At 67.3% G+C, this 24,470-nt stretch carries 25 protein-coding genes and 1 pseudogene; 10 read left to right on the top strand and 16 right to left on the bottom strand.

The window, feature by feature from the left end; genetic code table 11:
* From QH195_RS19150 to QH195_RS19140, 3 genes and pseudogenes are all read right to left on the bottom strand, one after another.
* A pseudogene (locus QH195_RS19150) lies at positions 1 to 559 on the bottom strand (Y4yA family PLP-dependent enzyme); the annotation flags it as partial.
* The gene (locus QH195_RS19145) at positions 556 to 1,842 is read right to left on the bottom strand and encodes a heavy-metal-associated domain-containing protein (protein ID WP_280436426.1); all 1,287 of its coding nucleotides are present in this window, start codon (positions 1,840 to 1,842) and stop codon (positions 556 to 558) included. The pseudogene QH195_RS19150 and the gene QH195_RS19145, both read right to left, overlap by 4 nt.
* Entirely contained in the window at positions 1,839 to 3,119 is a 1,281-nt protein-coding gene (locus QH195_RS19140; protein WP_280436425.1) for an aminotransferase class V-fold PLP-dependent enzyme, read from the bottom strand. The genes QH195_RS19145 and QH195_RS19140 overlap by 4 nt, the downstream gene beginning before the upstream one ends.
* Positions 3,120 to 3,277: 158 nt before the next feature.
* On the opposite strand from QH195_RS19140, the gene QH195_RS19135 reads away from it, so the two are divergent.
* On the top strand, positions 3,278 to 3,697 hold the full coding sequence (locus tag QH195_RS19135; protein ID WP_280422166.1) for a pyridoxamine 5'-phosphate oxidase family protein: 420 nt from the start codon (positions 3,278 to 3,280) through the stop codon (positions 3,695 to 3,697).
* 6 nt (positions 3,698 to 3,703) lie between these two features.
* On the opposite strand, the gene QH195_RS19130 is transcribed toward QH195_RS19135, so the two are convergent.
* From QH195_RS19130 to QH195_RS19120, 3 genes are all read right to left on the bottom strand, one after another.
* Positions 3,704 to 4,138, bottom strand: a complete 435-nt coding sequence (locus tag QH195_RS19130) for a CBS domain-containing protein (RefSeq protein ID WP_280422167.1) — start codon at positions 4,136 to 4,138, stop codon at positions 3,704 to 3,706.
* A 123-nt stretch (positions 4,139 to 4,261) separates the two neighbouring features.
* The gene (locus QH195_RS19125; RefSeq protein ID WP_280422168.1) at positions 4,262 to 4,513 is read right to left on the bottom strand and encodes a hypothetical protein; all 252 of its coding nucleotides are present in this window, start codon (positions 4,511 to 4,513) and stop codon (positions 4,262 to 4,264) included.
* 223 nt (positions 4,514 to 4,736) lie between these two features.
* The gene (locus QH195_RS19120; RefSeq protein WP_280436424.1) at positions 4,737 to 5,534 is read right to left on the bottom strand and encodes an SAM-dependent methyltransferase; all 798 of its coding nucleotides are present in this window, start codon (positions 5,532 to 5,534) and stop codon (positions 4,737 to 4,739) included.
* 359 nt (positions 5,535 to 5,893) lie between these two features.
* Here QH195_RS19120 and QH195_RS19115 point away from each other — a divergent pair, with 359 nt between their 5' ends.
* Positions 5,894 to 6,112: a DUF397 domain-containing protein gene (locus QH195_RS19115; RefSeq protein ID WP_280417423.1), complete on the top strand. Its 219-nt coding sequence runs from the start codon at positions 5,894 to 5,896 to the stop codon at positions 6,110 to 6,112.
* A gap of 83 nt (positions 6,113 to 6,195) precedes the next feature.
* The gene (locus tag QH195_RS19110; protein ID WP_280422170.1) at positions 6,196 to 7,083 is read left to right on the top strand and encodes a helix-turn-helix domain-containing protein; all 888 of its coding nucleotides are present in this window, start codon (positions 6,196 to 6,198) and stop codon (positions 7,081 to 7,083) included.
* An 81-nt stretch (positions 7,084 to 7,164) separates the two neighbouring features.
* On the opposite strand, the gene QH195_RS19105 is transcribed toward QH195_RS19110, so the two are convergent.
* The 4 genes from QH195_RS19105 to QH195_RS19090 form a co-directional block, all read right to left on the bottom strand.
* The gene (locus QH195_RS19105; protein WP_280422171.1) at positions 7,165 to 7,392 is read right to left on the bottom strand and encodes a hypothetical protein; all 228 of its coding nucleotides are present in this window, start codon (positions 7,390 to 7,392) and stop codon (positions 7,165 to 7,167) included.
* 261 nt (positions 7,393 to 7,653) lie between these two features.
* Entirely contained in the window at positions 7,654 to 8,313 is a 660-nt protein-coding gene (locus QH195_RS19100; RefSeq protein WP_280436423.1) for an SDR family oxidoreductase, read from the bottom strand.
* A 19-nt stretch (positions 8,314 to 8,332) separates the two neighbouring features.
* Positions 8,333 to 8,848 carry a DUF2599 domain-containing protein gene (locus QH195_RS19095; protein WP_280436422.1) on the bottom strand — a complete coding sequence of 172 codons (516 nt, stop codon included), beginning with the start codon at positions 8,846 to 8,848 and terminating at the stop codon, positions 8,333 to 8,335.
* 125 nt (positions 8,849 to 8,973) lie between these two features.
* Positions 8,974 to 9,219, bottom strand: coding sequence for a hypothetical protein (locus QH195_RS19090; RefSeq protein WP_280422174.1), 246 nt, complete (start codon positions 9,217 to 9,219; stop codon positions 8,974 to 8,976).
* 434 nt (positions 9,220 to 9,653) lie between these two features.
* On the opposite strand from QH195_RS19090, the gene QH195_RS19085 reads away from it, so the two are divergent.
* The 3 genes from QH195_RS19085 to QH195_RS19075 all read left to right on the top strand — a co-directional run bounded on the left by QH195_RS19085 (position 9,654) and on the right by QH195_RS19075 (position 12,777).
* Positions 9,654 to 10,526 (top strand): helix-turn-helix domain-containing protein, encoded by an 873-nt coding sequence (locus tag QH195_RS19085; RefSeq protein ID WP_280436429.1) that lies wholly within the window; start codon positions 9,654 to 9,656, stop codon positions 10,524 to 10,526.
* A 166-nt stretch (positions 10,527 to 10,692) separates the two neighbouring features.
* Positions 10,693 to 11,700, top strand: coding sequence for a transcriptional regulator (locus tag QH195_RS19080; protein ID WP_280436421.1), 1,008 nt, complete (start codon positions 10,693 to 10,695; stop codon positions 11,698 to 11,700).
* A 39-nt stretch (positions 11,701 to 11,739) separates the two neighbouring features.
* Positions 11,740 to 12,777: an alpha/beta hydrolase gene (locus tag QH195_RS19075; protein ID WP_280436420.1), complete on the top strand. Its 1,038-nt coding sequence runs from the start codon at positions 11,740 to 11,742 to the stop codon at positions 12,775 to 12,777.
* Between the two features lie 81 nt (positions 12,778 to 12,858).
* Here QH195_RS19075 and QH195_RS19070 read toward each other — a convergent pair whose 3' ends face one another.
* A complete protein-coding gene (locus QH195_RS19070) occupies positions 12,859 to 13,461 on the bottom strand; it encodes a YdcF family protein (RefSeq protein ID WP_280436419.1) in 603 nt (200 codons plus the stop codon).
* A gap of 369 nt (positions 13,462 to 13,830) precedes the next feature.
* On the opposite strand from QH195_RS19070, the gene QH195_RS19065 reads away from it, so the two are divergent.
* Positions 13,831 to 15,030: an esterase/lipase family protein gene (locus tag QH195_RS19065; RefSeq protein ID WP_280436418.1), complete on the top strand. Its 1,200-nt coding sequence runs from the start codon at positions 13,831 to 13,833 to the stop codon at positions 15,028 to 15,030.
* A gap of 244 nt (positions 15,031 to 15,274) precedes the next feature.
* On the opposite strand, the gene QH195_RS19060 is transcribed toward QH195_RS19065, so the two are convergent.
* Positions 15,275 to 16,858: a GMC family oxidoreductase gene (locus QH195_RS19060; RefSeq protein WP_432278499.1), complete on the bottom strand. Its 1,584-nt coding sequence runs from the start codon at positions 16,856 to 16,858 to the stop codon at positions 15,275 to 15,277.
* 176 nt (positions 16,859 to 17,034) lie between these two features.
* Between QH195_RS19060 and QH195_RS19055 the strand changes: the two genes are divergently transcribed.
* Positions 17,035 to 17,676 carry a hypothetical protein gene (locus QH195_RS19055; protein ID WP_280436416.1) on the top strand — a complete coding sequence of 214 codons (642 nt, stop codon included), beginning with the start codon at positions 17,035 to 17,037 and terminating at the stop codon, positions 17,674 to 17,676.
* Here the strand turns inward: QH195_RS19055 and QH195_RS19050 are convergent.
* Positions 17,654 to 18,268 (bottom strand): TetR/AcrR family transcriptional regulator, encoded by a 615-nt coding sequence (locus tag QH195_RS19050; protein ID WP_280423587.1) that lies wholly within the window; start codon positions 18,266 to 18,268, stop codon positions 17,654 to 17,656. The two genes, QH195_RS19055 and QH195_RS19050, sit on opposite strands and share 23 nt — an antisense overlap.
* A 95-nt stretch (positions 18,269 to 18,363) precedes the next feature.
* On the opposite strand from QH195_RS19050, the gene QH195_RS19045 reads away from it, so the two are divergent.
* On the top strand, positions 18,364 to 19,197 hold the full coding sequence (locus tag QH195_RS19045; protein ID WP_280436415.1) for an acyl-CoA thioesterase: 834 nt from the start codon (positions 18,364 to 18,366) through the stop codon (positions 19,195 to 19,197).
* Between the two features lie 30 nt (positions 19,198 to 19,227).
* On the opposite strand, the gene QH195_RS19040 is transcribed toward QH195_RS19045, so the two are convergent.
* A complete protein-coding gene (locus tag QH195_RS19040) occupies positions 19,228 to 20,946 on the bottom strand; it encodes a GMC family oxidoreductase (protein ID WP_280423589.1) in 1,719 nt (572 codons plus the stop codon).
* A 98-nt stretch (positions 20,947 to 21,044) separates the two neighbouring features.
* Here QH195_RS19040 and QH195_RS19035 point away from each other — a divergent pair, with 98 nt between their 5' ends.
* Positions 21,045 to 21,752: a TetR/AcrR family transcriptional regulator gene (locus QH195_RS19035; protein ID WP_280436428.1), complete on the top strand. Its 708-nt coding sequence runs from the start codon at positions 21,045 to 21,047 to the stop codon at positions 21,750 to 21,752.
* 4 nt (positions 21,753 to 21,756) lie between these two features.
* Here QH195_RS19035 and QH195_RS19030 read toward each other — a convergent pair whose 3' ends face one another.
* Both QH195_RS19030 and QH195_RS19025 read right to left on the bottom strand, forming a co-directional pair.
* On the bottom strand, positions 21,757 to 22,950 hold the full coding sequence (locus QH195_RS19030; RefSeq protein ID WP_280436414.1) for an AI-2E family transporter: 1,194 nt from the start codon (positions 22,948 to 22,950) through the stop codon (positions 21,757 to 21,759).
* 67 nt (positions 22,951 to 23,017) lie between these two features.
* A complete protein-coding gene (locus QH195_RS19025) occupies positions 23,018 to 24,343 on the bottom strand; it encodes a family 1 glycosylhydrolase (protein WP_280436413.1) in 1,326 nt (441 codons plus the stop codon).
* Between the last annotated feature and the right edge of the window lie 127 nt (positions 24,344 to 24,470).

The following is a 24,470-nucleotide window of genomic DNA, read 5'->3' as shown; positions in this document are numbered from 1 at the left end:
GAATACCGAACCGGCTCGGCCGGGAATCCGGGAATCCGCTGACCCGCAGCAGCACCGGGACGGGCGCCTCCGGCCGGGCGAGGCCGGCCAGCGTTTCCAGCTCCCACTGGTTGTCGATATTGACCGTGGCCCCGCTCCCCGCCAGAGCCCGCAGGAACGTCTCGCCTTTCGGTCCGGTGACCTCTATCCGGTCCGGGGTGAAACCCGCCCGGCGAGCCGATTCCAGCTCCCCGGCCGAAGCCACATCCACGGACGCGCCCAGCGCCGCCGCGGTCCGGACCAGCGCGGCCGAACGATTCACCTTGTGCGCGTAGCAGATCCGATACCCGATCCGCTCCGCGTCGAGTACCGCGGTCAAGCGGGTGAGGTTGCGGGCGAAGACCTGCGGGAAGATCAGGTGCAGTGGAGTTCCGAACCGATGGGCCGCACGGTCGAGCGCCGACCGGTCTGCCAGGAAATCCCGCACCAGCGGATCCCACCGTGCCGGTAACGCGGGCGGTGGGACACCCTCCGCCGTGGTCCGGGCACAAGGCTGCCGCGTGGTCTGTGGCACTGTCATCGCCCGGGCACCGCCGGTGTGGTGTCGGTCCGGCGGTCCACCGGGTTGTATCCGCCGTCGCGCAGCGCCTCGAACGCTCGTGCCCGGTTGCGCGGACTGCGGAATTCGGCAACCACCCGTTTACTGTCGAGGTCGATATCGACAACCCGGATCTCCATGGATTCCAGGACGCCGCCGATGGTGCGGACACAGTGTTTACAGGTCATATCGGGTACGTAGAAGATCCGGTCCTCGGCGGTCACGGGGAGATGCTCGGGGGCCTCGGCGGCCGCCCGCGCTGCCACCGGTTCGCACCGGAGCACGAGGTCGCTGAACATGTCCACCAATTGCCGGGCGACGAGCGGAAGCAGACTGTAGTTCTCGCCGCCGGCACGGTGAGTGGCCGCCGCCAGGCATACCGGATGTTCGTCCGCAGGCAGCAATGCGTACTGGCGGGAGATGAGGTCGAGATCGTCGTGGTAGCGGGCGATGGCCTCGTCCACGGTCAACCCCTCGTCTGTGGTGGCCCGGTGCATCACCTTGTGGGCGTCGGCGATGGTGGCGTCCTTCATCGCGCGCAGGGTCGCGACCGTTTGCTCCGGGTAACGGATCGTGCCGCCGCCGGTGACCCGCAGATCCACCGGGATCATGCCGCGCCGGTACGTCGAGGCCTGGAGTTCCCAGAACCAGCGGGTCGCGACCGCGGTGAAGATCCCGGAATCGAGGAGTCCGCGCGCGAATTCGGCCGGGGACGAATACGGCGTCCGGTTCGCGAGCAGGGCATGCTGGGCCAGCGCGCGCCCGGCGGATTCGACACCGACCCGGAAGATATCGATCGGCTCGTGGTCTGTGGTGGTCGCCGCCAGTATGTCCCGCGCCTCGGGCCCGAGCGTGGCGATACGTTCGGCCAGCGCACCCTCGGCATCGATCTGTTCCCAGAGCACGAGCACCGCCTCCCGGGTGGCAATGGGTACCCTCGGCCCGAATCCGTCGTCGCGATAGAACCCGGTATTGGGGATTCCGGCGCTGTCGGTCCAGGTCATCCGGTGGGTCGCGGAGGTGACCTCGCCGGCCGGGCAGGGCTGCATGAACCGTTCCAGGTATAGCCGCTGCGAGAAGGTGAGGTGGCTGCCCGGTTCGGGCTGCAGCTCGGTCGTGGTGTACTCGAAACGTCGCGCGGGACGCGGCTCGGTGGGGCCGAAGAGCCCGGGCCGGGCGAGCTCGGCCAGGATCTGTGCGGCGGTACGCCGGTGGTAGCGGGCCGTCTGGATCCGCCCGGTGGATGTGCCGGTGTCGATGGTCATGCAATCTCCTGGGCCAAGGCGCGGACACGGTCGGTGAAACGGTCGATATCGTCGCTGCCGGTGTAGATCTGGGTACTGACCCGTACCGCGTCACCGGCGGCGCCACCCGGAACGCAGTGCGAGCCGGTGCGGACCAGGAAGCCGTATTCGGCGAGCACGAAACCCAGATCGGCCGCGGAGATACCGTCGAGGGTGAACGAGACGATGCCGTGGCCGGTGCCGGGACCGCCGTACGCCGGGCCGGGCAGGAAGTCCACTCCGCGGACTTCCCGAAGCCCGGTCAGCAAACGGCGCGTCAACGCGGTGTTGTGGGCTGAGATCGCGGTCATCCCGTACGACTCCAGGACCTCGAGAGCGGTGCCGAGGGCGAGAATGCCCGGAATGTTCGGGGTGCCGCCCTCGAGCAGCCCGGGCATCCGCCCGGAATCGAATCCGCCGGCCGTCAGCTGTACGTCCGTGGTGCCGCCGGGCAGGAACGGGCGTAGTTCCGGGTGTACCCGGCGGTGGCAGTACAGGACGCCGGTACCGGGCGCGGCGAACATCTTGTGCGCCGCGAACACCGCGAAATCGGCGGCCAGCGCGGTCACATCGACCGGTATGTGACCGCCGCTCTGGCTGCAGTCGTAGCACAACAGCACCCGGTCGGGCAGCAGCGCGCGGATATCGCTCAGGACGGTTGTGCTGCCGAATACGTGGTGCAGATGGGCGACGGTCAGCAGCCGGGTGCGCGGGCTCACCTTTTCGGCGATATCGGTGAGGTCGGCGGCTCCGGTTGCGGTCACCCGGTACGGCACGAGATCGATCCGCCGCCCGAACCGGGCGAGGGTGTCGCGCAGGAGATACCAGGGATGGACGTTGGCGGCGTGATCGCGGGGACTGTAAAGGATCTCGTCGCCGTCACGCAGGGCGGTGAGCCCCCAGCAGAGCGCGACGGCGTTCAGGGCCGCGGTCGCGCCGCCGGTGAAGACGATCTCGTCGGAGTGGGTGGCGCCGACGAATCGGGCGGTATGTGCCCGGACCGCGGCGATCCGCTGCGTGAGCGCGGTCGCCCACGGATAGGTTCCGCGGGCGGCGTTGGCCGTCGCGGACGAGTGATACTTCCGCACGGTCTCGATGACCGCACGTGGTTTCTGGGTGGTGGCCGCACTGTCGAGATACACCTCTCGGGCCTCGGCCAGCGCGGGAAAGGAGTCTCGTACCTGCGGCGGCAACAGTTCTCCGGCGGGCGCGGGGAGTGGCTGTGCCATATGGTCCCGGCCGGGCAGGGGAGATCGCATCGTGTTCGCTCCCTCCGCCGATCCGCCGGACTGCAACAACGATACCGATCACCGGCATTCCCGCCCAGTGCCTTTGGCAGGCAATCGTTTTGGGTGGTCGGTGAGGCTACCGCCGTCGCCTCCCCGGTTTTGTCGGGGGTGCGCGTTAGGGTGCGCGTATGTCCCTGACTCCCGAAGAAAGACAGTCGTTCCTGGCCGAACCGCATATCGGTGCGCTGTCGGTATCCGCCGGGCCGGATCGCGGTCCGCTGACGGTCCCGATCTGGTATCAGTACACGCCGGGGGAAGACTTGTGGCTGGTCACCGGTCCGGAATCGGCGAAGATGCGCCGGATCCGCGCCGCGGGCCGGTTCAGTCTGATGGTGCAGCGGGTGCAGCCGACGGTCCGCTATGTGAGCGTGGAAGGACCGGTCACCGCGGTGGAACCGATGCCGGATGCCCGGCACCGTGAAATGGTGGCGCGCTATCTTCCGCCGGATCAGGTAGAGGGTTACCTTGCCTATGCCGAGGCCGAGCTGGGGGAGCACGTCATCGTCCGGATGCGGCCGGAGCGCTGGTTGTCCGCGGATCTGGGCTGAGCGGGTTCAGTACCCGCCCTGCAGATATCCGACGAGCTGCTCCCGCTCGGTCGTGAGTTCGGACAGTGCGCTTTTGACGACGTCACCGATACTGACGATGCCGGTGAGGCGGCCCTGGTCGACGACGGGGAGGTGGCGTACCCGGTGATCGGTCATGATTCCCCGGAGGCTGTCGACCCGGTCGCCGGGGCTGCAGGTGCGGACCTCGGTGGTCATGATCCGGGCGACCGGGAAATCCAGGAGCGCTGTGCCGTGCCGGTGCAGGCCGCGGACGACATCGCGCTCGGAAACGATCCCGGCGATACGGTTACCGTCCGGGGAGACAACCGCGGCGCCGATGTTCTGGTCGGCGAGCAGTGCCAGTAACGATCGGATATCCGTTTCGGGCCGGACCGTCGCGACGGCACTGCCCTTGGTGTTGAGGATCTCGGCGATACGCATGGTCACCATCCACATGAGCGCGGGATTTCAGAATCCCGCGACCGAGGGAGGAATACCAGCACGAATCGGCATCGACCGGACGCCGTCGTATCGGCTGGGGAAACAAACAGCAGCTCCGCGGGGCTATTCGTCGTCCAGTCCCGCGGACAGATAGGCCGCCGCGGCGAGCCATTGCCGGCACTGGGGGCCGTGGACATCGTGGATGCGCAGGATGGCGCGGGCCTGCCGGTAGGTGAGTACCGGTGGTTCGGCGCTACAGTCGGCGCCGGCCTCGGGCGCGTAGTGGCGCAGGGGGTCCGGACTGTGCCCCAGGGCGGGGGTACCGGGAACGCTTCCGACGGCGTTCCGGTGGGGACTTCGGAATGGCTGGATCATTCGGTTGCCCCTCACGTGCGATGGTGCGGGGGCGACGCTCCGGTTCGGCGAAGCGACCGGAAGATGCTGCGTATCGCCCCTCTTGGTGGTGCGAGTCTATGTCGCCGTCACTTACAAATGCAAGTACATCTGCAAACAACATTCGAAAAAACAGTTCGCCCAGGCGGCCCGCCCTCGGTGCCCGGTGACCCAGTGGCACTGCGCTTCCCACAACTCCGGGGAGTTACGGTTTGCGAGCGACACCCCCGTACGCCGGGATCGGCCGGGCGTCGCCGGCGACTGGTTCTCCGGGAAACCACTGGGTCACCGAGGTGAACCCGGGGTCGACGGGTTCGAGTCCGTCGAACAGCGCGCGGATCTCGCCCGGTGGCCGTGGCACATAGGGTTCACCGCCGATATCGGCGTACTCGGCACACAGCCGCACATAGGCGGGATCGTCATCGGTGCCGTCCCAGAGCGCGAGGTAGCTACCGGTGGTGGTCGTTTCGACCACGGTGTGCACGATCCGGCGCATTTCCGCGGTGCTGCGAACATGGCCGAGGACGCCCATGAACATCACCGCCACCGGCCGGGTGAGGTCCAGGATGTGGCGTGCATCGGCCACGACTGTTTCGGGGTGGTGATAGTCGGCGTCGATGTAGGTGGTGACTCCCTCGTCGGTGGTGCTGGTCAGCAGGGTGCGCGCGTGGGCCAGTACGACGGGATCGTTGTCCACGTACACGATCCTCGATTCCGGTGCCACGCCCTGCGCGGCCTCATGCGTGTTCTCCATGGTGGGCAGCCCGGTGCCGATATCGAGGAACTGGCGGATTCCCTTCTCGGCGGCCAGATATCGCACGGCGCGTACCAGGAACCGGCGTGATTCCCTCGCCATAGTCGCGATGCCGGGATAGACGGTGCTGCCCGCCTCTGCGGCGATTCGGTCGGCCTCGTAGTAATCGTTGCCACCCATCCAGTAGTTCCAGATCCGGGCGGGGTGCGGGATATCCGTTCGGACAGAGCGCTGGTGTTCGTCGGACATGGCGGCCTCCTCGGCGATACGGGGCCGGAAGCGTGCCGGAGGATGCGCCGCGGCCGGCTCGCGGGGCTGGTGGAACCGGTGTCGGTTTGCGACAGTACAAGGCTCGACGGCGGGCCCCCGGCAGGCGCGCGGCCGCTCCGGAGTCGAGCGGCGCTCGCTTACGGTGAGGCCGATCCGGTCCGCCCGGTCGGGCCCTGACGGGCGGCGATGTTCTACCGGAGGCTCGTTGGGGCGCGTCGGCGAACTTCGTGCTATCGTCCTGATGTCGGTGCAGATGCAAGAACACTTGCGAGTGCATCTGTAAGGACCGGCGGTATGCGACGAGTGGTGTCAGCAACCATGAGCAAGGAGTAGGTCCTATGTCGGAAGTAACCAATCGGGTGGTCGGAGCTTGGCGCAAGAGCACCTTCAGCAATCCGAGCGGGAACTGTGTCGAGTTTGCCGAAGCGGCCGGCAACCTGGTGGCCGTGCGTAATTCGCGATTCCCCGACGGCGGTGTGCTCTTCTATACCCGCCCGGAGATCGAGGCGTTCCTGCAGGGCGCGAAAGCCGGAGAGTTCGACGATCTGGCTGTATGAGAGGTAGCATGGGCCGTCGGCGTGGTGCGCCGCGGATTGCACTGTGGCGCACCGTGGGTTAACCCGAAAGCGGAGACGACTCCATGATCGCAGAGCCCGGGAATCGTGGCGGCACACAACCCGTCGAGGCGGAGCGTGGCCCCACGGTCCTACGCATCGCTCTGGGCGGCCAGCTACGGAAACTGCGTGAGAGCAAGAAGATCACCCGCGAGGCGGCGGGCGATGCGATCCGCGGCTCTCATGCCAAGATCAGCCGGCTCGAGCTGGGCCGGTCGAGTTTCAAAGAACGCGATATCCGGGACCTGCTGACGCTCTACGGCATCACCGATCCCGAAGAGCGCGAGAGTTTTCTCGATCTCGCGCGCAAAGCCAACGAACCGGGATGGTGGCATCGCTACGGCGATCTGCTGCCGTCCTGGTTCGGGCAATATCTGGGCCTGGAACAGGCCGCGAGCAAGATTCGTACCTACGAATCCCATTTGGTACCGGGACTTCTGCAGACACCGGATTACGCGCGCGCGGTGGTGACCCTCGGTTACGAGGACGCCGATACCGACCGGCGGGTGGCTTTCCGGCAGCGCCGGCAGGAGATCCTGCACCGTAACGATCCGCCGATCGTCTGGGCGGTGATCGACGAGGCGGCACTGCATCGTCCCGTCGGCGGTCCCGAGGTGCACCGAGCGCAGATGGAGCATCTGCTCGATCTGACCCGGTTGCCGAATGTGACCATTCAGGTCGTCCCGTTCTCCGCGGGCGAACACCCCGCGGCGGGGAGCTCCTTCACCATTCTGCGATTCGCCGAGCCCGATCTGCCCGATATCGTGTATCTGGAGCAGTTGACGAGCGCGCTGTATCTGGACCGGCGCGAGGATCTGGCACTGTACCTCTCGGTGATGGACCGATTGAGTGTGCAGGCCGCGACGCCGGAGAAATCCCGGGCGATTATCGCCGAATACACGAAAGGCCTGTAATTCCAGGCTTATAGCCGGATCGGGCGAATTCCTGTACCGCCCCGGCGCCGAGCCGCCGAGACGGTGGATTACGTCCGGCCGTCAGGCCCGGATGAACGTGGACGCTACGCGCCAGAAAGTATCCGGCTGCAGCGACCGGAAATCCCAGTCGTCCGAGAGCGCGTGAACCGTGGTGACGATCTGGTCGATATCGAAATCGTCACGGGTCGCTGCGCCGGTGGATTCGATTGCGTCGATTACGAACTCGACGGCGGTCTCGCGCGACGAACCAGCGCGGGAACTGCCGGCGCGGACGCCGAATGTACTCATATCAATACCGTTCGCCGGCTTGCATATCGGGGCAGGATCCATTCGGGCTGTACTACTACCGAATCGTTTCGGACCCGCTGGACTGTCCCGCAGCTGTGGCAGTAAACCACTGGCGAATGTTGTCGTCGGCTCACTCACGCGGCCTCCCCATGTTATCCCCTGTATAGCGGTGTGGGACGAGTCTAGGTCGCTGGTGCTTTCAAATGCAAGTACATCTGCACGATCGATTCATTGTGTCGGAACGGCTTTCGGATGATCTTGTCAGTCCGCCAGGGCCGCGACCGCTGCCTCGACCGGGGTGTCACCGGAGACGAGTTCCAGCGTATGACCGGCCGTATGCCCGGCATCGAGCAGGGCGACGACCACATCGGCGACATCGGCACGCGGAATATCGCCGCGACCGATTCGTGGCGGCGCGAGGGTGACCGAACCCGTGCCGGGTTCGTCGGTGAGTCGGCCCGGACGCAGAATGGTCCAATCCAGGTCCCGACTGCGCAGATCGTCCTCGGCCTGCGTTTTCGCCTCGATATAGGCGGCCCATACGTCATCGGTGCCCGGCGCCGGTGCAAGCCCGGTTCCCATGGCCGAGATCTGCACGAACCGCCGGGTACCCACTCGCTCTGCGGCTTCGGCGAGCAGAACCGACCCGTCCCGGTCCACGGTGTATTTGCGGGCCGCGCCACTGCCCGGCCCGGCACCGGCGGCGAATACGGTCGCGTCCGCTCCCTGGAGAGTCGCGGCGAGATCGGTCACCACCGCCTGTTCGAGGTCCAGGACCACCGGTTCGGCGCCCGTGGCGTAGACCTCGGAGGCGTGCGCCGGGTTGCGGATCAACGCGATGGCGCTGTGGCCGCGGCCGGTGAGCCGTTCGGCGAGCAGTAAGGCGATCTTGCCGTGTCCGCCGGCGATGACGATGCGCATACCGGACTCCTCTCGTATCTCAGCGTTCCGGACCGCCGGGGTTGCAGGCGGCGCCGACGGTCGGGTCGTAGCCCACCGGCGGCCGCCAGGGTTCCAGATTCCAGGTGGGCTTGTCGGGTGCGATGAGCCGGGCCCACTCCCAATGGCAGCGGAACTGATCCCACATACCGGGTGTGTCCGCGGCCGGGTCGAGCGTGCCGATTTCCTGCCAGGCGCGCAGCACGGCGCCGGGGAAGGTGGTGTCCCGACCCGCTCGGGTGGGGTACACCATGAGCCGGGGACCGTCGATGTTCGAGGTCCATTCCAGCCGGTCGATCAACGGCATCCCGGCGTAGGGATCGACGACCGGGGTGGAACTGCGGGCGACTGTCGACGCCGGTGAACCGGTCGGACGCACGGTCGTCGAGGCCACTGTCGTCGTTTCGGCCGCCGCGATGTTGTGCGGTTGGGGTGGGTCGGAACCGCAGCCGGTGAGCAATGCAGTACACAGAACAGCGAACGAACCCGCCACACGGGTGGTGGGGTCGGTCGGCATGGACGCTCCTGCGGTCGGCTCCGGCGGTTCGTCGCGCCGGTGCTTCCGAGCTTAGAGGCCGGGGCCGTCGTTGTGGGGATGCGCCGCGGGATTCCGGGGCGGAGGAGGAGTGTGACCGGAAGGGGTCAGCGCCACAGGCTGTGGCACGGGAGCCGGCGCAGTCCCGGCCTGATCTTGCTGTCCACGGTGACCGTGAGTCCGGCATGAACGGCAGCGGAGGTGAACTCCCATGCCTCGGTATTGGTTGCCGCGTACTCCAGGACGAGGGCATTGTCGGGCGCCGGGCCGTCGAAGTAGACCGTCACCCGGCGTGTGAGGTTGTCGCGACTGTGGTTGTCGCGTTCGGCCGTGGTCGGTGCTGTAGCGTCCACGTTCACGCCTCCTTCCGGGCGGCGTCACCCATCGACGCCGTTGTGTGTAACGCTAAGTCCTGACCATGGGTGAGAACATGTTCCGGAATCTGGTCTGGGCGATTCACAGCATGTGCCGGTTCCCCTCGGGCGGGGTCACGAAGCGCCGCGACCCGGACGGGAACGAGACGACAGCCGGGTTGCGGCCGTGGTCCGGCTGTCGCCCGTTATGAGCGGTATCGCAGCGCCGCCCGCCGCAGCAGTACCGCTGAACTGCTTCGACACGCGAATGTCGTTCACGCCACGGGAGTTTCGTTTGGTCTCCGGTGCCGCTCCCATGCGAAACTCGAATAATGGGTGCTTCTGGGATGCGATCGGCGTTGGAGACGGCTGCCTCGACGGGATCGAGGGTCACGGCGCGGGCCGCGGCAGACGGCGGACCCACTGTGCTGCGCATGGTGCTCGGGGGGCGTTTGCGGCGGTTGCGTGAGGCCAGCGGGCTGTCCCGGGAGCAGGCCGGTGATCACATCCGCGGGTCGGATTCGAAGATAAGCCGGCTGGAGCTGGGCCGGACCAGTATTCGGGAGCGTGATCTGGTGGATCTGCTCCAGCTCTACGGGGTGACCGATGCCGAGGAGCTGGCGGCGTTCCAGGAGCTGGCCCGGCAGGCCAATACCTCCGGCTGGTGGCACCGCGACAACGACTGGCTCCCGAAATGGTTCGATATGTATCTGGGTCTGGAGCAGGCGGCGCAGGTGATCCGGTGTTACGAACCGCGTGCGGTGCCCGAACTGTTGCAGACCCCGGAGTACGCGCGGGCGTTGCTCACGCTCGCGCATCCGGGGGAGACGGCCGATGCCATCGAACGGCGGGTGGCATTGCGGATGCGCCGGCAGCATATTCTGACGCGGCCCCATCCACCGCACCTGTGGCTGATCGTCGAGGAGGCGGCACTGATCCGCCGGATCGGCGGATCCCGGACCTGGTCGGCCCAGATCGACCGCTTGCTGGCCGCCGCCAAACAGCCGCATGTCACCGTGCAGGTACTGGCCGATCATGTCGGCGGCCCGGCCATGACCGACGGCGCATTCACCTATCTGCGGTTCGCGGAGGCCGATCTGCCCGATATCGTGTACCTGCAGCAACTCACCGGTGCGTTGTACCTGGACAAGCAGGCCGATCTGGACGCTTACCGGTCGGTGGCCAACCAATTGTCGGTACATGCCGCACCCCCCGAGCACACGCCCGGTCTGCTGGCGGCCCTGCGGCGGCGGCAGCCGCGGATCCTGGACCAGCCGGTGCGCCGGGAACTCGGCCGCGGTCACTGAAAGCCGGCGTCCGGCGCGGCGTAGACGTTGTCACGCACCGCCCCGTTCTCCATGTCGTTACCCGTTTGTGACCGGACCCAATTCGCGGTCACTCCACTGATGAACTCTCCGGACTCATGGCAGACGGGGTCCGCACGCCCCAAACCGTGGTTACTGTCCAGTAGTTATGGTGGGCAGTAAGGCAGTCGGCTCCGGAAGCGCAGACCTGGAAGCCGAACTCGTAGCGCATTTCCGGCGCCCTGAACCGGAAATCGACGCGGCCGATATGGTCACCACCGTCCGGCATTGCCTGGCCGCGGCGGCGCAGGACCTCGGCGCCCGGCCCGCCGCGGCAGCGACGATCACCGCCGCGGCCGCGCGGTGGGCCCGTGAAGGGGTGCCGCTGGAATCTGTGCTCACGGCCTGTCATGACTGCGCGCGCAGCGGCTTCGAATTCCTCGCGGCGCGAATGGCGGAGGCCGCCGCGAGCGGGCCACCCATGGCCGATGCCGCCCGTCTGCTGGTGCGGGTCGTCGAGGTGGTGACCACCGCGGCCGCCACCGCGTACCTGGATGAACACCGGGTGGTGGCCCGCGAGCACCAGACCTCGGCGCAGACGATGGTGGCGGCCCTGCTCGCCGGGCACGGGGTGAGCGCGCTGGCGAGAAGGTCGGGTCTACGGGTCGCACCGGCCTATCAGGTGGTGGCGCTGGCGATCCCGCCGAACGCCGAGGAGCGGGCCGGTGGCCCGGGTGCGGTGTCGGCGGCCCGCCGCAAGCTCCGCCGGGTACAGGCGGCCCTGGGGCCACCGCTGGGTTCGCGTTCACTGCCGCTGCTGCACGCCGACGGCGGAACCGTGCTGATTCCCCTGGAAGCGGCACACTACACCGGCGCCGGCCCGGTGGCCGCGGGAGTGATGAGCCCCGAAGTGCTGCAACTGGTAGCCGAGGCCGCGGAGGTTCCACCGACCGCAACGGTGGCCATCGGCCCTACCGCGCAGGTACCGGAACTGGCCGGTCGCGCCCATGAACTCCTGGACCGGCTGTGCGACGGCGGCCGGCCACCCGGCCTGTACCGGATCGCCGAAGGCGCGGCAGTGGAGCCGGAGTCGGTGGTGGACGCGATGCGGTTGCGCCGGCTGCCGCGCATTACTTCCGGTGCGCGCACCCGGCCGGGCAAACCAGGGGCGGCGTGACGGGAGACCCGAGTGACGAGTGGTACCGCGAGGTGTGAGATGAGATCCCGGTTGACGGTTCTGGCCGCACTGGCAGCGATGGGTATCGCTGCCACCACGACCCCGGCGACCGGGGTCCCGCCGGTGGAATCGCCCGGCGCGCCGCCAGGTCCGACCGCCACCGAGACCCGGTCGCCGGGTCCGCAGTTGCTGCGGGTCGAGGTGTTGAGTGATCGCCGGATCCGGCTGCACATCCGTTCCGTGGCCATGCACCGCGAAATCGCGATCGACACCTTGGTCGGCACCGGTCCGGCACCGCGGCCCACGCTGTATCTGCTGGACGGGGTGGACGGCGGTCCCACCTCGGGTTGGCTGACCGATGGTGGCGCCGCGGAATTCTTCGCCGATAAACCGGTCGATGTCGTGCTCACCACCGGTGGAACCGCGAGCTTGTACGCGGACTGGATCCGGGTCGACGCTGCCCTGGGCCTGAATCGGTGGGAAACCTTCCTCACCGAGGAGCTACCGCCGATCGTCGAGAAGTATCTGGGGTCCAATGGTGTCCGGGCCATCGCCGGCGTGTCGATGGGTGCGCAGGCAGCGATGATGCTGACCCAGCGGCATCAGGGTTTCTACCGGGGCGTCGCCGGACTCAGCGGCTGCTATTCCACCGCCGATCAGCTCGGTCGCGCTGTCACGGTGATGACGGTGGCCTCTCGCGGCGGAAACCCGGAGAATCTGTTCGGCCCGCCGGCTTCGCCGGAGTGGCTTGCTCACGACGGTCTGCTGGGCGCGGAGAAATTGCGCGGCACCGAGATCTATCTGTCCGTGGCCAACGGAACTCCGAGCGGCGCCGCCTTGATGTCGATCGGGGACAGTCCGGAAATTCTGGCGGTTCTGCTGGGCGGGGGCTCGTTGCTGGAACAGGGCGCGCGCCTGTGTACCGAGCGACTGGCCGCCCGGCTGGACGAAATCGGTATTCCAGCGGTGGTCGATTTCCTGCCCGAGGGTATGCATTCCTGGCCGGATTTCGAGGTCCAATTGCATCGGAGCTGGCCCACTCTCGCCCGCGCCCTGGACATAGCCGAATGGTCGTGACGACCATCCGGTAATTCCGGAACCGGTGCCGTAACAGGATTCGCTCAGGAACGGAATGCCCGCCGCAGCAGCATCCGCTTTTCACGGTCCCCATGCCGCCACGAAATCCGGAATCCGACCTGGTGTGAGGGTGGCGGCGATCGGCACCCCGGCGGCGGTGAAACTGTCCGCCGCGCGGCCGATATGGTTATCCGACGTCACCACCACGGCGTCGCGTGCCCCGAGCACATGGATGAGTTGTGCGCTGCGCTGGGCGTTCTGCACGGTCATCGTGGCTGCGGACTCCTGATGGACGCGACACACCGGCAGCCCGTGGCGGATGAGCCAGTCCGCCATAGCGGCGGCCCCGGTCACCCCGTTGCGTGGGTTTCCACCCGTGACGATCACCGGCGACTGCGGCGCGATCAGGGCCTGGACATACCCGGCCCGCAACCGATCCACCAGTTCGGGGCGCATGGTGCCGTCGGGAAGCAGGCCGTAGCCGAGAATCACGATCGCGGTCCCGGGTCCGTGCACGCGGGTCAGCGGACCGGTCAGCAGAGAGTCGATCCCGGCCGGTAGGCCGCCCGGGGCAGTAGGTGCCGCGCCGGCCGGCCCGCACAGGCCCGCGGTGATCGCAGCGGCGGTGAAGGCGGTGGCCAGCCCCGTTCGGAGCGAGGGGGTGCGGCGGCGGGTATCGGGCATCGAAACTCCGAAAATGAGGGGGCCGGAATCGGCCGTGTATCGGAAAGTGGTGAATCGATTTTCGAATAAACAGAAGTGATCGATTCGTGATCTGTTGCAGGATTGGAGAATCCACGAAACAAGTTTGCTTTTGTTGGGGTTCGCGACGGTGCCCGATGCCGAGTCATCCCAAAGTTGTCCTGAATTCGCTGCCGAGTCATCTGTGACCGGCACCAAACCGGTTCGAATGCTTTGGTGAGCTGTCCAATTCCACTGCCGGAAACATTGGACAAACGATCCGCGGCCGTACTGTCGGCGCAGCTTCTCTGCCGCGAAAACTCTGCGCGGCAAGGGAATCGGACGACGAAGTTCTCGGCAGAAAGGGTCCCGATGAATCGACCTACCTCCGGCCGGCTGCGCGCCGCGGTCCTGTGTGCCGCCACCGCACTCGTTTTCGGGTTCACCGGTGCGGGCGCGAACGCGGACCCACCGGTGGCTCCCACCGAACAGGACCTGGCCGACTACATCGCGGCCGGCCGGACCGCCGGCCCGGTGGCCGATTCCGGCAGCGCCAGCGGTTCGGCCTGTAACTCCGGCAGCGGAGCGGGTTCCGGTAACGGCTCCGGGGACTGCTACGGCGGTTCGGGCAGCAGTTCGGGCCTGTCGGGCGGGTACGCCTCCGATACCGTCGGCCACGGCCCCGCGCAGACGGCTTTCCTGTCGGCATTCGCGCACGGCCTGTTCAACGCCGACGTCGCGCCGCCGGGAGCCAACGATTGGAACTGCAAACCCACGGCCGAACATCCGCGACCCGTACTGCTGATCCACGGCACCTGGATGAACGCCTACAACGGTTTCGCGTTCATGGGCCGGCCGATCAAGGACGCGGGTTTCTGCACCTTCACCTTCAACTACGGCCGCGCGAACCTCGTCCAGGGCGGTGGCCTCGGTTCGGTGTTACCGGGCACGATGGGTACCGGTTACATTCAGGATTCGGCTGAGCAACTGGCCGTTTTCGTCGACCGCGTGCTCGCCGCCACCGGCGCCACCGAGGTGGATATCATCGCGCATTCCCAGGGCGGCTCGATGTCGAACTGGTACACCAAGTTCGAGGGCGGCGCCGGCAAGGTCGCGAAGCTGATCACCTACGGGGCAACCCATCACGGCACCACCCTGGACGGGATCGGCGCGCTGGGCCGGGCCATCAACAACTTCGGTATCGACATTCTCGGCTTCATCGAGATCTTCGTGGGTCACTCCGGGATCCAGCAGACCGTGGGCTCGGATTTCGTCAACCAGCTGAATGCGGGCGGCGATACGGTGCCCGGTGTGGACTACACCGTCGTCGGTACGCGCTACGACGAGGTGACCACGCCTTTCGACCTGACCTTCCTGAAACCCGGGCCGGATGCGCCCGTCCGCAACATCACCTTGCAGGACGGGTGCGAACAGGATCTGTCGGACCACCTCACCATGATGTACTCGCCGCGCGCGCTGTCCATTGCCCTGCGGGCACTGGACCCGGGGCAGTTCCCGGCGCTGCAGTGCACCTTCAATCCCTGGCTCATCGGCGGCGGCGGCAAGCTGTGATCCGCCGGTAGACGGTGCGCACCGCCGCAGCTGCCCGACTCCACAGCTCCGGTCGGTGCGCACACGACCGCCGTTTCCGGTTCGGCCGGGTCCGGGTGCCTCCGGCCCCGCCACCGAACCGGTGCGGTGGCCGCGAGCCCACCGGTGGCGTCACCGCATACCCGCCACCGGTGGGTTCGCCGGGAGCGTGACTCCCCACGGAACTGCCGGTCCCGCATTGCGTCCGGGCCGGCAGTTGCGCACCTCAGGAACGGGTGAGGAACTCGGCGGCCTGGGCGCCGATGAACACGCTCGGCGCATGGGTGTGGCCGCGCACCAGGACCGGCATGATCGACGCGTCGGCCACCCGCAGCCCCTGGACTCCCCGCACGCGCAGTTCCGGGTCGACCACACTCGTTTCGTCCGAACCCATCCGGCACGTGCCGGCGGGATGGTAGAGCGTATGTGCGTACTGTTCGAGCGATTCGGTCCGGGTGTCTTCTGCCATTCCGTCGGTGGCGTCCGGCGGATAGCACAGGTCACCGAGAACAGCCCTCATCGCCTCGGTGTCGGCGATTTCGGCGCAGTGCCGCAATCCGGCCATCAGCGCGGCCCGGTCGGCGCCGTCGGGGTCGGACAGATATTTGGGGTCGATCACGGGCTTGGCGAGCGGGTCTTTCGAAGCCAGTGTGATGGTTCCGCGGCTACGCGGTCGCAAAAGTACGGTGGCCAGGATGACGCCGTGGGCGGTCGGATCGATCAGACCCTCGTGGTAGAACGGCGCGGGCGCGTACACGAGTTCCAGATCCGGATACTGCAGACCCGGGTCGCTACGCACGAAACCATAGGCCTCGCCGACGTTCGAGGTCAGCATGCCGCGGTGCCGCAGCAGGTAATTGACCAGCTGCCCGGGTTTTTCGGCGCCGAACAGCGAATCGGCGGTCACCGAGTAGCCGAGCCCCGCGACCAGATGGTCCTGCAGGTTGGCGCCTACTTCGGGCGCATGCCAGCGGACTTCGATCCCGTGCCGCTCGAGCTCGGCCCGATCTCCGATCCCGGACAGCATGAGCAACTGCGGGCTGTTGATCGCACCGCCGCACAGGATCACCTCCGTCGTGGCGCGCACCTGCTCCAGGCGCCCGGCGCGCGAAAACTCCACAGCCACGGCGCGGTCACCGTCGAACAGCACCCGGGTGGCGGTGGCTTCCGGCAGCACGGTGAGGTTGCGGCGTTTCATCGCCGGCCGCAGATAGGCGTCCGCGGTGCTCCAGCGCCGGCCCCGGTACTGGGTGACCATGGTCTGGGTGAAACCTTGTGGTTCGGGCAGATTCGCGGTCTCGACGGGGAAACCGCGTTCGGCGACGGCCCGCAGGTAGGCGGCGGTAGAGGGGCGCGGACTGCGCTGGTGGGAGATATGCAGCGGCCCGCCGGTGCCGTGATCGTCACCGGCGGGCCCTTCGACGTCCTCGATGGTGCGGAACTGTTCGACCGCCTTGTCGAAACCCCAGTCCGGGCAGGCGGCCGCTGCCCACTCGTCGTAGTCGGCGCGGAAACCGCGGACCCACATCTGGGCGTTGAGAGAGGACGATCCACCGAAGGTCTTACCGCGCGGCCAGTAGATCTGCCGGTTGCCGAGTTGTGGTTGCGGCTCGGTGAGATAGTCCCAGTCGTAGGGACTGCGGAACAGTTTCGAGAAGCCGGCCGGGATCCGGATGAACTTGTCCTTGTCGGCCGGTCCGGCCTCGAGAACGATCACCGAACGTCCCGGATCGGCGCTGAGCCGTTCGGCGAGCACCGCGCCCGCCGAACCCGACCCGACGATCACGTAGTCCGCACTGACTTCTGTCACCTTCGCACCTTTCGACATCGTGTAGCGCAAACATACGAGAGTCGGCCGGGATATGGGGCGGGATCCTGCCGGTGTCCCGGACACCGGGGCGGGGCCCGTGATATCCGGATCGGGGGGCGCCGCCGGTGCTCCCGATTCGTGCTGCCGGATCTTCCCGCGCGGGGTATAACCGGGCCATGAGTTACCCGGTGGACCTCGGGGTGCTGCAGGCCGGCGCGATCATCGTGATCATCGCGGGTGTGGCCCTGCTGATTTCGGCGCTGACCGCACTGCGCGGGAAGGGGCCCCGATCATCGCTCCTACGTGGTGGGGGCGGGCTGGTGCTGCTGGCCGCTGCGGCGCTGGTGCTGTGGACGGCGACCCTGGTTCAGACCTACCTGGGATTGACGGGCGAAATCCGCGCCGCCCATGTGGTGGTGACCCCGGTTGCCGATGCCGAGCATCAGCTCGAGGTCGAATTGACCCTGTTCGACGAGGAGGGCGGTACGACCGAACGCAGCACCCACCGTGTGGAGGGAGATCTGTGGGCACTGCAGGCGCAGATCGTGGAACTGGAGCCGTGGGTGAACGCGCTGGGCTTCCATTCGGGCTACAAGGTGTCCCGCCTGTACGGGCAGCGACTCGACGGTGTCGCGACCGGGCAGAACCATATCTTCCTCAATGGCGGTGATCGCGACTTCTTCCGCGAGATGACCGAGGATCGCTGGTTCACCTCGCCGTTCGTGCGGTCGGCCTACGGCAACGCGGTGATCGCGATGCCGGGGGAGTACGACGTATACATCTCGCGGGACGCGATCAAGACCCGTCCCGCCGAATGACCGCCGGCCCGGCGCCCGCACCGACCGCGGACCGGCACAGCACGTTCAGCTCCTCGACCACCGTATCGAGGGCTGCGGGGTCGCGTTCGGTACGCGCAACGATGAGTGCCCCCTCCAAGGCGCTGACCACCAGCACCGCGACCGACCGGGCCCGCTGGGGCACCGCCCCGTCGCGGACGAGTTTCCCGGCGATCAGGTCACGCCACGTGTCGAAGGTGGCCCCCGCGGCGGCCACCGCATCCGGCTCGTTGCCGAGTGCGGCCGCGGCGATCGGGCAGCCGACGGCGTAGTCGCCGCGGTCGAGACCGCGGGCGAGGGTTTCGGCGAGTTCCCGCAGTGCGGCCGCGGTTTCCGGTGTATCGAGTACCCGGGTGAGTTCCTCGGTGACCCGTGCCCCGGCGACCCTGGTGGCCTCCGTGACCAATTGCGCCTTGCCCCCGGGAAAGTGGTGGTAGACCGACCCGCGGGGCGCGCCGCTGGCATTCAGGACATCGGCGAACGATACCGCCGCGACGCCGCGCCGGCGGATGAGCGAGATCGCGCTGCGGATCATCGCCGCCCGGGGCCCGTCCGGATCCTTGTGTCGTGGCATCACACCGCTCCCTGTTGCCTCCCATTCCTATGTATGTTGTCATACTTATATTCGTCCCACCACCCGACTATCGGCACTATTCCCAGGAGGACCCCGTGACCGGGATCGATGCGCCGCCCCACCCCTTCGATACCGCGATCGCCACCGAGTACCTCGGAGCGCACCGTGTCACCGGCCGGACCTGCGCCGATTACGCGAATATGGTCGGCCCGTTCGGTGGCGTCACCGCGGCGGCACTGCTGCGCGCGATCGAAGGACACCCGGACCGGATGGGTGACCCGCTGGCACTGACGGTGAACTACGCGGGCCCGATCGCCGACGGCGAATTCGAGATCACCGCCCGTCCGATCCGCACCAACCGCACGAATCAGCACTGGCAACTCGAGCTCTCCCAGAACGGTGCGATCACCACCACCGCGACCGCGGTGTTCGGGATCCGCCGCGACACCTGGTCGGATCTGGAACTCACCATGCCGTCGGTGCCGGGTCCCGAACAAGCCGATCCGCAGGAGTTCCCGGAGTTCATCGCCTGGGGCCGCAACTACGATCTGCGCTTCGTCACCGGTGCCGTCCCCGAACCCGCCCCGGCCGAGGCGCAGCCCGGAAACCCTGATTCGGTGAGCACCCTCTGGCTGCGCGATCGGCCGGCCCGCCCGCTCGACTTCGCCTCACTCACCGCAATGTCGGACGCGTTCTACCCGCGGGTGTTCCTGCGTCGCGGCCAGTATCTGCCCGCCGGGACGATCTCGCTCACCGTCTACTACCACGCAACAGCCGCCGAACTGGCCGCCCAGGGCACGGAATACCTGCTGGGCAGCGCCCGAGCCCACCGTTTCGCGCACGGCCATTTCGACCAGAACGCCCACCTGTGGGGTCATGACGGCACGTTGCTGGCGACCAGTCACCAGCTCGTCTACTTCAAGGGCTGAGCCCCGTCCCGCGGGCTGAACCGCGGCGGTTCAGCCCGCCGCGGGATCGGTGACGGGCACGATCGGCAACCGCAGCGCGGCCGGCGCCGATTCCGGTACCACCGGGGCTTTCGGCGCCACCGGCGCGATCCGTTGATACCCGGCGCCCTGCGGCGGACGGGTGTCCTGTTCGCCCTTGTTCGGCCAGTACGCGGCGGCCCGCTCGGCCTGTGCGGTGATGGTCAGCGACGGATTCACTCCCAGGTTCGCCGATACCGCCGCGCCGTCGACCACGCTCAGTGTCGGATACCCGAAAACCCGGTGGTAGGCGTCGATGACCCCGGTGTCCGGGTCTGCGCCGATGGCGGCTCCGCCCAGGAAATGCGCGGTGAGCGGGATATTGAACACCTCACCCCACGTGCCGCCCGCGGTCCCGCCGATCTGTTCGGCCACCCGCCGCGTCGCCTCGTTACCCGCGGGAATCCAGGTCGGATTGGGTTGCCCGTGCCCTTGCCGGCTGGTCAGTTTCCGGCCGAACAGGCCGCGCTTGGTGTAGGTGGTGATCGAGTTGTCGAGATGCTGCATCACCAGCGAGATGATGGTGCGCTCGCTCCAGTTGCGGACACTGAGGAAACTGATCAGCAGCAGCGGGTGCCGCAGCGCGATCCCCAGGAACCGTAGCCACCGCGGGATACGGCCGCCGCCGTCGACCATCAGAGTTTGCAGCAGCCCCATCGCGTTCGAACCCTTCCCGTAGCGCACGGGTTCGATATGGGTGTCGGGGGTCGGGTGGATCGATGAGGTGATCGCGACGCCCCGGGTGAAATCCTGCCCGGGCGCGAGTTTCTTGGTGGCGGCCCCGACGATGGATTCGGAGTTGGTGCGGGTGAGCAGGCCGAGCCGGTCGGACAGGCCGGGCAGGATCCGGCGATCGCGCATATCGTGCAGCAGCCGTTGCGTGCCGAGGGTTCCGGCGGCGACCACGACCTGCCGTGCGGTGTAGGTGGTGCGCTGTTTGCGGATCCACGCGCCGGTACGTTCGGCTGTGACGACCCAGCTCCCGTCTGCGTGCGGCCGTAGTTCGGTGACCGTGGTCATCGGCACGACCCGCGCCCCGGCCTGTTCGGCGAGATAGAGATAGTTCTTGACCAGGGTGTTCTTCGCGCCGAATTTGCAGCCGACCATGCAGTCACCGCATTCGACGCAGCCGGTGCGGGCCGGGCCGACGCCCCCGAAATAGGGATCGTCGACGGTCTCACCCGGTTCGCCGAAGAACACGCCGACCGGCGTCTGAACGAAGGTGTCGCCGACCCCCATATCCTCGGCGACCTTGCGGAACACCTCGTCCGCCGGGGTCATATGCGGATTCTGCACCACGCCCAGCATCCGTTTCGCCTGCTCGTAATACGGCGTGAGCTCGGCGCGCCAGTCGGTGATATCGCGCCACTGCGCGTCCTGGAAGAACGGTTCCGGCGGGACGTAGAGCGTGTTGGCGTAGTTCAGGGAGCCGCCGCCTACTCCCGCACCGCCGAGGATGAGCACATTGCGCAGCGGATGGATGCGCTGGATTCCGTAGCAGCCCAGTTTCGGCGCCCACAGAAATTTGCGCAGGTCCCAGCTCGTCTTCGGCAGTTCGTCGTCGGTATAGCGGCGGCCCGCCTCGAGCACGCCGACGGTGTAGCCCTTTTCCACCAGTCGCAGTGCGGTGACACTGCCACCGAACCCGGACCCCACGACGAGTACATCGAAATCCGTGGCCGCCTCGGACATGGACTGCTCCTTGCTTCGGAATGGTCACCAGTGACTGGCGGTAACATTAACACAGGCAGCTGGAGCGATGATCACTTTTGTTGACACTGCTCTCTGAAATGGCCACCCTGGTCCGGGTGACCACGCCTCGCGCCCGGGCCCGCGCCCAGACCATGTCGGATATCCTGCGCATCGCGCGCGAACATCTTGCCACCGGCGGCGCATCCGCCCTGTCGCTGCGCGCCGTGGCCCGCGATCTCGGAGTGGTCTCCTCTGCGGTATACCGCTATGTCCGCAGCCGTGACGAACTACTGACCCTGCTGGTGATCGACGGCTACGACGCCCTGGGCGACGCCGTCGACTCCGCACTCGCCGACGCCGGTGACGACCCGATCGACCGCCTGCGGATCACCGCCCGCGCCGTCCGCGCGTGGGGCCTGGCCGAACCGGCGTGGTACGGGCTGCTGTTCGGGACTCCGGTCCCCGGTTACACCGCCCCGGCCGACCGCACTGTCATCCCCGGCACCCGGGTGATCCTCACGCTGGTCCGCATCATCGCGGACGCCCACGCACAACAGCTACTGACCCGCCCGGCCGTGGACCCGCCTGTAACGACCCCCCTGTCCCGCGATTTCACCCGGATCCGCGACGAGTTCGACGTGGACCTGCCCGACTGGGCACTCGCTCGGGCACTCACCGTCTGGTGCGCCCTGTTCGGGGCAGTGAGTTTCGACGTTTTCGATATGTACGGCGGCGATACCTTCACCGATCGCGGGCAGGTGTTCGAACTCCATATCGCCGCGCTGGAATCGCTGCTCGGCGTCTGACCACCTACTTCTCGGCGGCACCCGCACCGGCATCGTCCACCGGCACCGGTTCTTCGGCGACCTCGGTGCCCCCACCGGACCGCGCGACCTTCACGTCGATCTGCTCACTGATGTAACGGATCACCACCGCCACCACGGCCACCACCGGGACCGCGAGGAACGCCCCGGTGATCCCGTACAGTGTGCCGCCCCCGGTAACGGCCAGCAGTACCACGACCGCATGCAGTTTCATGGTCCGGCTCTGCAACACCGGCTGAAGTACATTGCCCTCCAACTGCTGCACCGCGATGATGATCACCAGCACGATCAACGCCGTGGTGAATCCGTTCCCCACCAGCGCCACCAGAACCGCGAGCGCACCGGCGACGAACGCGCCCACCATCGGGATGAATCCGCCGAGGAAGGTCAGCGCGGTCAGGACGCCCCACAGCGGCACTCCGAGTATCACCAGGCCGAGGCCGATGAAGAAGGCGTCGATAAAGCTGACCAACGCCTGCGTGCGGATGAACCCGCCGAGAACCTGCCACACCCGGACCAGTACTTCCTCGAAATGCTGCCCGCTGCGGCCGCCGAGGAATTTGTGCAGCCACGGTAGGAATTTGGGTCCGTCCTTGATGAAGAAGAACGTGAGCACCAGCACGAGAAAGATGGTGACCAGGACCGAGGTCGCGGTGCTGACCCCGGTGAAGACCCCGGACGCGATCTGCTCGGCACTGGACTGCACCCGCTCGACGACCGCGTCCACCGCCGAATCCAGCTGTTCGTCGCGAATGTTCAGCGGTGGCCCTTGCAGCCAGTCCCGGACGGTGTTGATCCCGCCGGTGGCTTTGTCGGAGAGTTCGGGCATTTGATCGACGACCGATGGCACGATCAGCGCAATTCCGCCCGCGAGTACTCCGATGAATCCCACCAGGGTCAGCGATGCGGCCGCGGCAGGCGGCAGACCGGCCTTCATGAGCAGGCCGGTCGGTGGCCACAGGACGGTGGCGATCACGATCGCGAGCAGCACCGGCAACAGCACTACCCACAGTTTCGCGGCCAGGAATCCGAGCACCCAGGCCCCGACCGCGATCGCCACTATGCACAACGCCCATTTCGCCAGCCACAACACCCCGGAACCGAACACGTCCCCCCGGTCCAGCCGGGGGCCGGCGGACGCGGCGGTGCTGTCGTCGCGGATTTTCTTCTCCCCGTTCACCCGGCCAGTCTCGCACGACCGGCCGGGCCGGGCAGTGCACCACCTCCGCGGCGCGGTGGACGGTGGTTCAGCGCGGCACGGTCACTTGATCGGTACAACTGGACAAACCGTCCACGATCGAACAGGCCGCCGGCGCGCGGGTCGGCCGATAGTCGCCGGGCACACCACCTCGGCCGGTGATCGCGGTGTATGCGGCGACGGCATCGGTGGGGCGGCGGGTGAGCGCGGGATCACCCAGGACATCGACGGTGTAGAGCCCGAACCGTGGAGTGTAGGAACCCCATTCGTAGTTGTCGGTGAGGCTCCAGTAGTTGTAGCCCATCAGATTCATCCCGTCGGCGGCCGCCCGCTGCAGCCAGTAGACGGTATCGCGGAGCAGATCGGCCCTGGCGTAACCATCGTTGCGGGGCCGGCCGTTCTCGGTCGGCATACCGTTCTCCACAATGTAGAGCGGTTTACCGGGGAACCGCCGCGCGTAGTGGTCGAGCGCGTAGTAGATGCCCTCCGCCTGCAGCGACAGCGTCCACAGTTTCCCCGGGTCGGGGAACTGGGTGAGCACACTGTGCGGTGAGAACCCGTAGTAGTAGTCGATCCCGATGTAGTCGAGCCGTGCGCCGATCCGGTCGATGAACGCACCGTTGATCACGTCCTCGGCGGCCGGGATATAGGCGACATTGCTGCTGACCATCGCCCCCGGCTGCACACGGTGGATATGGTCGTAAGCGGCGTCGTGCGCACGAGCCATCCGTTCCTGCATCGCCGGGATATCGCCGACCCCGATCCCGCCGTGCCGCACCTCGTTCATGAGGTAGGCCGCGGGTTCGTTGAAGGTGATCCACAGTGGGTCCGCCGCCGCGTACCGGTCGACGACGGTTCGGGCGTTGACCAGCCAGTCGTCGACCATCCCGGCGCGCCGCCATCCGCCGAGCGCGGCCTGCCATCCCGGATACACCCAGTGATCGAGGGTGAGCATCGGTCGCATACCCGCCGCGCGGATGGCGCCGACGACATCGTCGTAGAACCGGAACCCGTCCTCGTCCCATTCGCCCGGGCGCGGTTGCACCCGAGCCCATTCCACTCCGATGCGGTAGACCCGCACACCCAATTGCGCGGCGAGCGCGATATCGGATCGGAACCGCGAGTAGAAGTCGACGGAGTCGCGGTAGGCGTCCTCGGTTTTCCCGTCCGCTATATAGCGCGTCCAGTTGCTGTCCGGCGCGTGCCCCTCGGACTGGAACCCCGACGACGCGACGCCCCACAGGAATTCGGGTCCGAGTGGTGCGACCTCCAGTGGGGGAGCGGGGTGCGCGGCGACCGGTGCCGTGCCCAGTGCGAGTGCCCCGGCGGCCAGCGTGCCGGTGGTCAGAAAACGACGACGGTTCAGCGGACCCATCGAATCGGCCTCCTCTTCTGCACCCGGCCGCGCACAGCCCGATGCTGGTCCCGACACACAGCCTAACGGCCGGAGCCGGTCCGATCCGATGTTCCGTCGGCCGGACTGGAAAGAAGTTAGACAACAA

The organism is Nocardia carnea (genome assembly GCF_029868855.1).
Classification (GTDB): Bacteria; Actinomycetota; Actinomycetes; order Mycobacteriales; family Mycobacteriaceae; genus Nocardia; species Nocardia carnea_A.
The sequence above is the reverse complement of the archived record's forward strand: the minus strand, read 5'-3'. Positions and strand labels throughout refer to the sequence as shown.